At 34.2% G+C, this 11,980-nt stretch carries 13 protein-coding genes; all 13 read left to right on the forward strand.

Annotated elements, in window-relative coordinates; all coding sequences use genetic code 11:
* Positions 1-29 precede the first annotated feature (29 nt).
* The 13 genes from LV92_RS21475 to LV92_RS21535 all read left to right on the forward strand — a co-directional run bounded on the left by LV92_RS21475 (position 30) and on the right by LV92_RS21535 (position 11,759).
* Positions 30-560, forward strand: a complete 531-nt coding sequence (locus LV92_RS21475; RefSeq protein ID WP_111622997.1) for a sigma-70 family RNA polymerase sigma factor — start codon at positions 30-32, stop codon at positions 558-560.
* Positions 561-622: 62 nt separating this feature from the next.
* Complete coding sequence (locus LV92_RS21480; protein ID WP_111622996.1) at positions 623-1,504, forward strand: PhzF family phenazine biosynthesis protein; 882 nt, start codon at positions 623-625, stop codon at positions 1,502-1,504.
* A gap of 221 nt (positions 1,505-1,725) precedes the next feature.
* The gene (locus LV92_RS21485) at positions 1,726-2,298 is read left to right on the forward strand and encodes a Crp/Fnr family transcriptional regulator (protein ID WP_111625646.1); all 573 of its coding nucleotides are present in this window, start codon (positions 1,726-1,728) and stop codon (positions 2,296-2,298) included.
* A 118-nt stretch (positions 2,299-2,416) separates the two neighbouring features.
* Positions 2,417-2,899: a cupin domain-containing protein gene (locus LV92_RS21490; protein ID WP_111625647.1), complete on the forward strand. Its 483-nt coding sequence runs from the start codon at positions 2,417-2,419 to the stop codon at positions 2,897-2,899.
* Between the two features lie 33 nt (positions 2,900-2,932).
* Entirely contained in the window at positions 2,933-4,030 is a 1,098-nt protein-coding gene (locus LV92_RS21495; protein WP_111625648.1) for an L-dopachrome tautomerase-related protein, read from the forward strand.
* 135 nt (positions 4,031-4,165) lie between these two features.
* Positions 4,166-5,104: a cyclase family protein gene (locus LV92_RS21500; RefSeq protein WP_111625649.1), complete on the forward strand. Its 939-nt coding sequence runs from the start codon at positions 4,166-4,168 to the stop codon at positions 5,102-5,104.
* A 34-nt stretch (positions 5,105-5,138) separates the two neighbouring features.
* Positions 5,139-6,347: an MFS transporter gene (locus tag LV92_RS21505; RefSeq protein WP_111625655.1), complete on the forward strand. Its 1,209-nt coding sequence runs from the start codon at positions 5,139-5,141 to the stop codon at positions 6,345-6,347.
* Between the two features lie 11 nt (positions 6,348-6,358).
* The gene (locus LV92_RS21510) at positions 6,359-7,297 is read left to right on the forward strand and encodes an aldo/keto reductase (RefSeq protein ID WP_111625650.1); all 939 of its coding nucleotides are present in this window, start codon (positions 6,359-6,361) and stop codon (positions 7,295-7,297) included.
* A gap of 59 nt (positions 7,298-7,356) precedes the next feature.
* On the forward strand, positions 7,357-8,325 hold the full coding sequence (locus LV92_RS21515) for a TIGR03571 family LLM class oxidoreductase (protein WP_170126374.1): 969 nt from the start codon (positions 7,357-7,359) through the stop codon (positions 8,323-8,325).
* Between the two features lie 272 nt (positions 8,326-8,597).
* Positions 8,598-9,104, forward strand: a complete 507-nt coding sequence (locus LV92_RS21520) for a hypothetical protein (RefSeq protein WP_111625652.1) — start codon at positions 8,598-8,600, stop codon at positions 9,102-9,104.
* Between the two features lie 253 nt (positions 9,105-9,357).
* The gene (locus LV92_RS21525) at positions 9,358-10,308 is read left to right on the forward strand and encodes an SDR family oxidoreductase (protein ID WP_111625653.1); all 951 of its coding nucleotides are present in this window, start codon (positions 9,358-9,360) and stop codon (positions 10,306-10,308) included.
* Positions 10,309-10,317: 9 nt separating this feature from the next.
* Positions 10,318-11,229, forward strand: a complete 912-nt coding sequence (locus LV92_RS21530; protein ID WP_111625654.1) for a helix-turn-helix domain-containing protein — start codon at positions 10,318-10,320, stop codon at positions 11,227-11,229.
* Positions 11,230-11,243: 14 nt separating this feature from the next.
* The gene (locus tag LV92_RS21535) at positions 11,244-11,759 is read left to right on the forward strand and encodes a hypothetical protein (protein WP_111625656.1); all 516 of its coding nucleotides are present in this window, start codon (positions 11,244-11,246) and stop codon (positions 11,757-11,759) included.
* Positions 11,760-11,980: the final 221 nt, after the last annotated feature.

Here is an 11,980-nt window from a genome sequence, read left to right on the forward strand (position 1 = left end):
GTTATGTGTAAGCTGAAAAAACCAAAATTGTGAAAACTGAAATTAATACTATTTGGATTGACCTAAATGAAGAACTTTATAAGTTTATTTTGGAGAAAATAAAAGATGAACAAACGTCAAAAGATATTCATCAAGAGGTTTTTTTGAAAATTCAAACTAAAATTCATCAATTAAAACATACTTCTAAACTTACATCTTGGGTTTATCAAATTACAAGAAATAGTATTGTTGATTATTTTAAAAAAGTAAAAAATAGTAATATATCAATAAATGACTTAGATATTCCAGAAATAGACACTAATAATTTTGATTATTCAAATTTAACAAACTGTATCAATCAAAAAATAGAAAACCTTTCTTCCCAACATAAAGAAGCAATTATTTTAACTTCATTTAAAAACTATTCACAAAAAGAGTTAGCAGAACATTTAAAAATCTCTTATTCGGGGACGAAATCAAGAGTTCAAAAAGCTAAAGAAATTTTAAAAGAAAACATTTTAGATTGCCCAAATGTAGAATCGGATAGTACAGGTAAATTAATAGATTTTGAAAATAATTAAAATTTACTACGTCTTTTTCTAACTAATAGCGTCCATCTTATATAACATATAAAAAAATAAAAATGGACAGTTCAAAAAAAGTTATTAACGTACAAATTCTTAACGCTTTTGCAGAAAACGGTAAAGGTGGTAATCCAGCAGGTGTCGTTTTAAATGCAGATGAATTATCTGATAAAAATAAACTTGAGATTTCTAAAAAAGTAGGTTTATCAGAAACTGCTTTTGTTTCAAAATCTAAAACGGAAGATTTTAAATTAGATTTCTTCACTCCAAATAAACAAATAGCACATTGTGGACACGCTACTGTGGCTACATTTTCTTATTTAAAACAAATAGGAGCTCTAAAAAATGATAGTTCTTCAAAAGAAACCATAGATGGGAAACGAAAAATAGAAATAATTGGTGATTTAGCATTTATGGAACAATTGGCTCCAAAATATACTGATGTAAGTCACAAAGAAACTGTGATTCTAAAATCATTAGGATTAAAGAAAACGGACTTGATTCCAAATGCACCAATCCAATTAGTAAACACAGGAAATTCATTTATACTCGTTCCTGTTAAAAGCAATGAGATTTTAAAGAATATAATTCCAGATTTTGACTTGATAAGCAAGGTTAGTGATGAATTTGATTTAATTGGCTACTATTTATTTTCTACAGATACAGAATATGACGCTACTTCAAGAATGTTTGGTCCTCGTTATGGAATATTAGAAGAATCAGGAACAGGAATGGCGGCTGGACCACTTGGATGTTATTTATTTGACATTTTAAAAATCAAGAAAAAAAGTTTTAACATTCAACAAGGAAAATATATGAAAGAGCCTTCACCAAGTCTAATTATTGTTAAATTACGAATCGATGACGAAAAAATAAAGGATTTAATGGCTGGTGGAAAAGGAATACTAAATAGACAATTAGAGGTTGAAATAAACATCTAAAAGCCTGCACATAACAATGTATATAAAAAGTAGGCGAAATATCAGTAAAATCAAGAGTTTTGGCTCGTGTCAAACTTTGTGCTTAACCGAAAGTTTAGAGCTTCGAAATCGCCTACTTTTCATATACTAACCGTTGCCACACATTTGACAAGCAACACCAATCAATATATTTAACCACTAGTAAACTTTCCAGAATCAGAAATAAAAAATAAATTTGCGATATGGAAGAAAAACTTGATTTACTAAGACAACATTTTGAAGAGTTATTTGCGTTAACAGATGACGAATGGAATTTTGTTCAATCTCATTTTCAGTATAAAAGCCTTAAAAAACATCAGTTTTTAATTCAGGCAGGACAAGCTGTGGATTTTGAATATTGGATTATTAAAGGCTTGGTTAAAGCGTATTCCATAGACGAAAAAGGTAAAGAGCATATTCTTCAATTTGCAATGGAAAATTACTGGGTGAGTGATCACTGTGCTTTTCAACACCAAGAACCAGGTTCTATTTTTGTGGATTGCCTTGAAGATTCTGAGTTTTTTTGTTTGTCTTTAGAAAACAGAGAAAAGATATGCTTACAAGTACCTGCCGTTGCCAATTTTTTCAGAATTAAATCCAACCACGGTTATATCAATCTGCAACAAAGAATCTTGTCTTTACTTACAATGACCGTAGAAAGTAGGTATGAGTACCTATTAAACAAGCTACCAAAATTAATTCAACGCGTTCCTAAAAAACTAATCGCTTCTTATTTAGGCGTATCCAGAGAGACTTTAAGTCGTTTTAACAGCTAAGAGTGACCTAAATCACTTTTCAAAATTGATGTACATCACAAAAAATCCGTGATGTATGTCCTCGCACACCTCTTGGTTTTCATAGAATTTTGTATCGAACAATTTAATACAATTTATTATGAAAACAACAAAAGGATTATTCTTCATTATTACCATGATTGTCTTAGGATTTACATCTTATGCACAGGAAGGTAAAAGACCATTATCAGGTAACTCATACGGCGTTATTAACATTGACGAATATGTTAAGTTACTACCAGAAAACCACAGCGGCATCATCAAAGACATCAGACTAATAGACCGTGAATACGCAGGTGTTAGAATCTTTAGGTTGTATGACGAAGTGCCTATGCACTACCACGCAAAATCTGATGCCTATCTCTACATTTTAAATGGCAAAGCAGAATTTTACGTAGACGATAAAGGGCCTGTTGTTGCTGGCAAAGGCGACCTATTATTCTGGGGCAAAGGCACAGCACACGGAAACGGAAAAATTTTAGAAGGTCCGTTAGACGTACTCGTTTTTGACGCAATAGCCAGAGACCCTAGTGATGTAATCTGGGTAGACCCATCCACCCAAAAGAAATTCTTAAACAACTAATCAAATCACATTCAATTTAAAAAAATAAATACAATGAAAATTATAACAGTATTAAAAATAGTCTTGTTAGCATTAGTGATGAATCACGCAATGTTAGCACAAGCACAATTAGAAACAATAGCTACTTTTCCTGAGTCTAGACCTGGGAATATTACAGTCTCTAACGACGGAAGAATATTTGTAACAATGAGTGCCTTAAGCGCTTCAAAATATATGGTGAAAGAAATTTTGCCAAATGGAGAAGCTATTCCGTTTGGTGATAAAGAATGGATCGTAAAACCAGAAAACGGAAGCATAAAAGGTATCAATTCAACTATTGGTATACAAGCCGATGCTAACGGAATACTTTGGGTATTGGATATGGGTAACGTAAAACAAAATCAAGTTCCAAAATTGGTTGGTTTTGATTTGGTTACTGGTGACCTAACGAAGGTTTTTCCTATTCCAAACACGGTATTATCACCAAAACCTTTTTTACAAGATTTTGTAATTGACGTTAAAAACAACACTGCGGTAATTGCAGATATGACCGATGCTTTAAATCCGCCAATTGCACCAGCTTTTGTCGTGATTAATTTAGAAACGGGTCATATAAGACGTGTTTTGGAAGGGAATGCTTCATTTTTACCTGCTGATGAACCAGTGAAAATTCACGGTAGATTAGTATCCCACAAAAGAAAAGACGGTACTACCATTCAACCAAGATACCCATTAAATCCAATTTCTATAGATGACAAAAACAATTACATCTACTACGGTGCAATGGGGAATACCAAAATTTACCGCATACCTTCTGCCGTTTTAGCTGATGAAAGTAAGCAAGATAGCGAACTGAATAAGTACATCGAGTTTTATGCCAACAAACCAAAATCTGACGGATTTAAAGTGGGTGCAAACGGAAAAGTATATGTAACCGATGTTGAAAATTCAGCCATTGTAGAAAGTACGCCTGCTGGAATGAAAACCATTGCGCAATCCAAAAAAGACCTGTCTTGGCCCGATGGTGTTGCCATACACGGAAACTACTTATATATAGTAGCTAATCAACTTCACAACCTTCCTTTATTAAATGAAGGAAAAGATGCCAGTAAACCGCCTTACTTGGTGTTAAAGATGAAGATTGAAGAGTAAGTATCTCTAAAAAAACCAAGAGATGTATGAGCATTATTAAATGTGACATACATCACTTTAAAATGGTGATGTACATCCTCGCACACCTCTTGCTTTAATCGGAAATTTGTATAAGAAATTTAAAAACATATTAAAATGAAAACAATAGTAAATACATTAAAAACAATTGCCTTAGCAGCTACACTTTTCACTGCTTTAACTACAAACGCACAACAAGTACCAACGTCACCTTATGGTGCTGACGATGAAATTGGCGCACTAAACCTTTTGAATGAAGAAACAGTTTTGGATGCGGTAAAATTGGTTAAAAAAGGAAAAGTATATCGCTTAGGAATGGTGGTAAATGCACAAACTGCAGCTTTCCGTCACAGATACTTTCACATTGAAACTTTACAACCAGAAACAGCTGCTGCAGGTTCTAACAAATTCACTTACGTAGATGATCAATTAATTGGTTGGACAGGTGTTGGGTCTCAAATAAACGGATTGGCACATTACGGTAGAGACAATGTGCATTATAACGGACATAAAGTAGAAGATTTTTTAACCGTTTCTGGTGTAAAAAAATTAGGTCTAGAAAAATTACCTCCAATTGTAACTAGAGGTATTGTATTGGATATGCGCTCATATTACAATCAAGACATTGTAAAAGAAGGTACTGTTTTTACAGTAGAAGATATTGAAAAAGTAGCCAAAAAACAAGGCATTGAAATCCGTAAAGGAGATGTCGTACTGTTTTACACAGGATGGACCAAATTAATGGGTAAAGATGACAAGCGTTACCTAGCTGGCGGACCTGGAATTGGTACGGAAGCTGCACATTACTTAGGTAAAAAAGGAATTGTAGCAGCAGGAGCTGACAACTGGTCTTTTGAGGCGGTACCACACGAAAATAGCGCACTGTCTTTCCCTGTAAATCAAATGATGGCAACCGAGTACGGTGTACAAGTTTTGGAAAACATTCTTGTAGATGAGTTGGTAGAAGATAAAGCTTGGGAATTCCTTTTTGTATTAGGTCACCCTTTATATGAAGGTTCTACACAAGTACAAATAAATCCTGTTGCCATTAAATAACAATAACAAAAAGATAACAAAAAGAATTGAAATTATGGAAACATCAACAATACATAGAGATACTACGGTAGCTAAAAAGAAGAGTCTACCAGCCGCATTATGGGCATTGACCATAAGTGCATTTGCCATAGGAACAACAGAATTTGTAATTGTAGGTTTATTATCAACAGTTGCTAACGACCTAGGCACATCATTGACATCAGCAGGATTATTAGTAAGTCTCTATGCTATTGGTGTTGCTATTGGTGCACCAATACTAACTGCCCTAACAGGTAAAATTCCAAGAAAACAGTTATTAATGGGCATTATGTTGCTATTTATAATTGGTAACGGATTAGCAGCTATTTCACCTAGTTTTGAGTTGTTGCTATTATCAAGAGTGGTAACAGGTTTTGCTCACGGTGTATTTTTCTCTATCGGTTCTACCATTGCAGCTAGTTTAGTTCCTAAAGATAAAAGGGCAACTGCAATCTCTATAATGTTTGCAGGTCTTACTGTGGCTATTGTAACTGGTGTGCCTTTAGGAACATACATTGGTCAGAATTTTGGATGGAGAGCAACCTTTATTGGTGTAGCCCTTTTAGGATTAGTAGGTGCAATAGCTAGTTTAGCTTTGGTGCCTAAAAACATCAAACAATCTGCACCATTACGTTTTATTGATCAATTAAAAGTGATTAAAAATCCGTCTATTTTATTGGTATTAGCCATTACTGCATTTGGTTATGGTGGTACGTTTGTAACTTTTACTTATTTAACACCGCTATTAGAAGAAGTAACTGGTTTCTCTTCAAATATGACCAGTGTATTCCTTTTAATTTATGGTATCGCCATTGCTATAGGAAATATTATTGGAGGTAAAGTATCTAACAACAAACCAGGTAAAGCATTATTGGTAATGTTTGCGTTACAAGCCATTGTGTTGTTTGTTTTATACTTCACGGCTTCTAGTCAGATTTTTGCAATAATAACCTTGTTTTTTATGGGAATACTTGCCTTTTCAAACGTGCCAGCATTGCAATTATACGTAGTGAAAATGGCGGAAAAGTACTTACCAGGAACAGAAGACGTAGCATCTGCATTAAACATTGCAGCATTTAACGTAGGTATTGCTATTGGTGCTTATGTAGGCGGTATGGTTGTAGAATCGAGCTTAGGTATTGAAGCAACACCTTGGGTAGGCGGTATTCTAGTAATTGTAGGGTTCTTGTTGACACTTGTTTTATTCAAAAGAGAAAAAATATAAATATAATAACGATGACTACATTAAAATTTAGAAATAACGACGAAATGCCAATTTTAGGATTAGGAACTTTTAGATCTGAACCTAATGAAGTGTACAATGCTGTTCTTTCGGCTATAAAAATTGGATACAGACATATAGATTGTGCTGCGGCATACGGTAACGAAAAAGAAGTTGGTAATGCCATTGCTGATGCAATTAAACAAGGTTTGGTTTCAAGAGAGGATTTATGGGTGACTTCCAAATTATGGAATGCTTCTCACGGTGAAGAGAATGTAATTCCTGCGTTGAATCAAACTTTAGAAGATTTACAACTAGATTATCTAGACCTGTATCTTATCCACTGGCCAGTAGCTTTAAAAAAAGGAACAGAAATGCCAGAAAAAGCATCCGATTTTATTCCGCTTTCAGAAGTACCATTAACCAATACTTGGAAAGGGATAGAAGCTGCTTTAGAGCAAGGTCTTACAAAGCATATTGGCGTGAGTAATTTCAATGAAAATCAGCTTAAAGAAATAATGGCGAGTGCAGTTCATAAACCAGAGATGAATCAAGTAGAAATGCATCCGTTTTTACAGCAGAAAGAATTAAAAGCATTATGCTCGCATTTTGATATGCATATAACAGCATATGCACCATTAGGTTCACTTGTAGATGAAAACAACACTTTACGTTTGTTGGAAAATGACACAATAAAAAACATTGCCAACGCACGAAATATGTCGCCTGCACAAGTTGCATTGGCATATACTATGCAACGAGGCATTGCGGTAATTCCTAAATCTATTAATGAAGCGAGATTGCTTCAGAATTTAGAGACTTTAAACCATACGCTTACAGAAGAAGATATGACGTTACTGAAGGATTTAAATAAGGGACACCGCTTTATAGATGGTAAATTTTGGGAGTTTGAAAACGGACCATACACTGCAGATAGTATCTGGAATAACTAATCTTGAAAATCATCAGGTATCTCTCAGGACACCTGATGATTTCAAAAATAAATAACACTATGAATCCATTTGATAAATTATACAAGCCAGGTAAAATGACACTTGGTATAGAGTTCCCTTTAGATAACGATTGGTCAACAGAAGGAAACCGCAAACGTTTGGAAGACAATAGACCTTTTGGAGTACCCGATATTTCTAACCATTTAGAATTGGCACAACAAATTGATGAAGCAGGTTTTGCTGCTTTATGGATGCGAGATGTTCCTATATATGACCCTAATTTTGGTGATGGAGCTCAATTGTTTGACACCTTGCCGTACTTAGGGTATTTATCTGCAGCTACCAAAAACATTTTGTTGGGTACGGCAGCAATTGTATTGCCACTACAACAGCCAATAAAATTAGCCAAATCTGCTGCTACCATTGAAAATTTAAGTGATGGCAGACTTTTGTTAGGCTTGGGTTTAGGAGACAGACCAGTGGAGTTCCCAATGTATAATATTGACTATAAAAAAAGACCTAAAATCTTTAGACAAAATCTTGACATTATTAAAGAAGCTTGGAAAACAAATAGCAATTTAAAATCTAAATACGATTTTTTAACTAGTGGTATAGAAGTTTATCCAAAACCTAAAAAAGACATTCCACTTGTAGTAGCTGGTCATTCCGGCCAAAGTATTAATTGGATTGCCAAAAACGCACAAGCTTGGTTTAATTACCCAAGACCTGTTGCCGAAACTTTAGAAAACAGAAAATACTGGTGTAATGCTTTGTATGATGAAGACCAAGCAGCAAAACCTTATATTTCGGCTATACATTTAAACCTATCTAAAGACGACAATGCGACTTTTAAACCACAACGTTTTGGTGGTACAGTAGGTATCAACCATCTTACGGAATATTTAAAAGCATATGAAAATGTGGGAGTCAATCATATGGCAATAAATCTAAGAAAATCTGAAACACCCGTAAGTGAGGCTATTGCTAAAATTAAAGAAATTGTTTTACCAGAGTTTGATACTATCTAGTATTTCCACTATTCTTTAAATGATTCATAAAAAAAATTAAAGAATAATAATTTCTGCATTAAAAACGTGTGGCAACAACGTGTATAAAACATAGCTATCATAGGCTTTCTGAGAGGTTTTTGTACATTTACAAAGTACGCCAAATTTTTTATTTGGTTATTTTTATAAAAGAAAATTAAACATAAAAATAAAAAATTCGGCTCGTGTTAAATCCGAAAAGTTAGTGTTTATTTATACGCTACGTTTCATACACAAGACCGTTAGCAACAAGTATGAACACGTTTAAAAATATAGTCCTCTCCTTATCATTTTTCTTACTTGGTTTTGCTATTGTTTATAGTTGCAATTGTCCGATTGTAAAGGATTTAAATAAAATTCAGGAATATGAATACGAAAACTCTGAATGCATTTTTGTTGGCGAAGTTTTAAGTGTGAATTTGGACAATCACACGTTTGAAATTGAAGTAATTGAATCTTTTGACGAAACTAATAGTGGGACTATATACACCGGCAAATATGACCCAATTTGTGGACCACGAGTGAATGAAAAAGGAATGTGGCTGATTTATGGATTTTTCGAAACCAACTCCATACTAATGGTAAATTCTTGTGGTTTGACCCGAAGTTTTAGAAAACCCGAATATTGTATTTCTGTTCCAATGAAAATGACTCCTGCCCCCGAAAAGGACGAATATGACGTATGGAAAAAGGAATGGAATAAAAATGCAACTGAAATATTGGCGACAGAACTTCAAAATCTGAGGAAAAAGAAAAAATAATACCCGTTGCTAACAATACCTATAATTAATTGCGGACGGATTTCCCTTCGGAAAATCCACGCATATTTAGTATGTTTAGTGTGCGGGCCGAAATCCTGTCGGATTTCACACCGCAACTAATCATAGCCGAACCGTTGTGTGTAATTACCACTCAAACCAAATAGTATACAACATTTGAAAATCCGTATAAGAAGTTAAGACTACTTCTACTCGACCTTTGTCTTATAAATTTAATCATTAATAAAAAGACAAAATGAAAACGAATCAATTTGGTAAAAAGGGTTGGATGCCAGACAGAATTGGAAACTTGAATGGTAAAATTTATATCATAACAGGTACCACAAGCGGAACAGGATTTGAAGCTGCAAAAATCCTTCTTTCAAAAGGTGCAAAAGTGATAATGCTCAATAGAAACCTAAAAAAAGCGGAAGACACCATCACAATATTGAAACAAGAATTGGGTAAAGATATTGAAGTAATTAACATTCAAATGGACTTATCCAAGCAAGCATCTGTAAAAAAAGCAGCTGAAGAAATATTAAAAACAGTTCCTCAAATAGATGCTCTTATTTGTAATGCAGCAATTGCCCAAGTACCGAAACAGACGCTAACTGTAGACGGTTGGGAAAGTCAAATGGGAACGAATTACTATGGAAATTGGACATTGCAAGCTTTATTGTTTCCGCTTATTGAAAAGTCCAAAGGTCGAATTGTAACAGTTGGAAGCATGGGTTATGATATGGGAATTAAAACCATAAAATTCGATGATTTGAATTGGGAAAAAGACTATACACCTAACGATGCTTACAGTCAAAGTAAACTCGCACAGATTATGTCAATGTACGAATTACAAGATAGATTGAAAGAAGCAGGAAAAACAGATGTTAAAACCTATGCGTGTCATCCAGGTTCTTCAAGAACCAACTTGATAAATACAAGCGGTAGTTTTATGATGAAATTCATCTTTAATCTGATGAAATTGTCCCCATTAACACAATCTGCTGAAAAAGGTGCGTATCCGCAATTAATGTGTGCCACCGAGGAGAATTTAGACCAAGAAGGTTTTTATGGACCAACAGGAAGAAGCAATTGGGTAGGGCCAGTTGGAGCCCACAAAATAGAGCCACACGCTAAAGATAAAGAAGTAGCTACAAGACTGTGGAAACTTTCGGAAAAAGAAACAGGTGTAAAATGGAATATTTAAATTAGTGAAATGAAACACTTCAAAACCTTATCATCCTATTTAGAGTATTTGGAGTTGCCTCGTCCAGAGCACCCAATGTTAAGTGTTTTTAATTCAAAAGGCGATGGCTACTTGCCTTGTCCACGAGAAAGTTCACCACCAATTACCAATGACTGCTATACCATTAGTTTTAAAAAGTTCGTAGAGGGTAATTTAAACTACGGTCGCACCCAATATGATTTCACCAATGGTGCTTTAATTTTTATTGCACCTAGGCAAGTTCTACAATGGGATAACAGCGTAGTATTTGAGCGAAAAGGTTTTTCAATCAACTTTCACGAAGATTTTTTGAAAGGAACAGAATTAGCCCATCAAATAAAAAAATACGGTTTCTTTTCCTATTCGGTAAATGAGGCATTGCATCTTTCACCAAAAGAAGAAAAGCAGATAGAATTAATTGTAGAAAACATTGAGATTGAATATCAGAACAACCAAGATGAATTCAGTAAGGACATCATCATTTCTCAATTGGACACCTTGTTAAAATATGCCAATCGCTTCTACGAAAGACAATTTTTAAACAGAAAGGAAATAGCCTCCAATTTGTTAGAACAATTTAATCAGCATTTAACTGAATATTTTGAATCAGGACAAATGCAAGAAAAAGGTGTTCCGAACATAGAGCAAATAGCTGATAAAATGAATGTTTCACAACGTTACCTTAGTGACACCCTAAAAAAGGAAACAGGAAAAACCACAACCGAACATTTACAACTTTATTTAATTGATGAAGCCAAAAATATGCTGTTGCAACCTCATAAAAGTGTTTCGGAAGTAGCCTATGAATTAGGTTTTGAATATCCTCAATATTTTTCGAGATTATTTAAAAAGAAAGAAGGGATTAGTCCTTCGGCATATCAACAAAAACATAGTTTGAACTAATAATTATGGAAACAATGGAAATATTAAAATTAGCCACCGACTGGGCAAAAGCCGAAGTTTTTTCAACTCGATTTTTCATCTTCTTTGCCATTTTATTCTTAATAGCAAGCATTGGATTTTGGCAGTTGGGAAAAACTGATTTAGCAAAGGCATACATCCTTCCTACCTTGGTAGCAGGTTTGTTACTAATGACAATAGGACTTGGATTATTTTATACCAACAAATCAAGAATTACACAATTTGAAAAAGCGTTCAGTGAAGATGCAACTTCTTTTTATCAGTCCGAAATTGAACGTTCCGAGAGTACTTTAAAGGAATATACAGTTGTATTTAAGGTCATTCCAATTCTAATTATCGTGGCAGCTTTACTAATTCTATTCATTAATACACCAACTTGGAGAGCAATTAGCATTACAACAATTGCAATGCTGATAGTTATCTTGTTAGTTGACGGGACTGCACACTCGAGAATTGAAACCTATCATAAAGAATTGAAATTAGTGGATATTAAAAACGAAATTAAAAAATAACTACACACAACACGCGGTATAAAACATTGGGTTTTAAGTGGTTATTCAAACATTCTGCCACGCATCAAGTTTGGTGTAACTGGAAAGGAAAGTAGCCCGCAATCCCCAACGATTTCATACCGCCATCCGTTGTACACAAAGCAAACTGAATTATCATAAAACATTTATAATGAAAAAAACATGCTTTTTTCTTCTATTGACTTTAACTTTTAGTGCCTATT

The organism is Arenibacter echinorum, from assembly GCF_003259375.1.
GTDB lineage: Bacteria > Bacteroidota > Bacteroidia > Flavobacteriales > Flavobacteriaceae > Arenibacter > Arenibacter echinorum.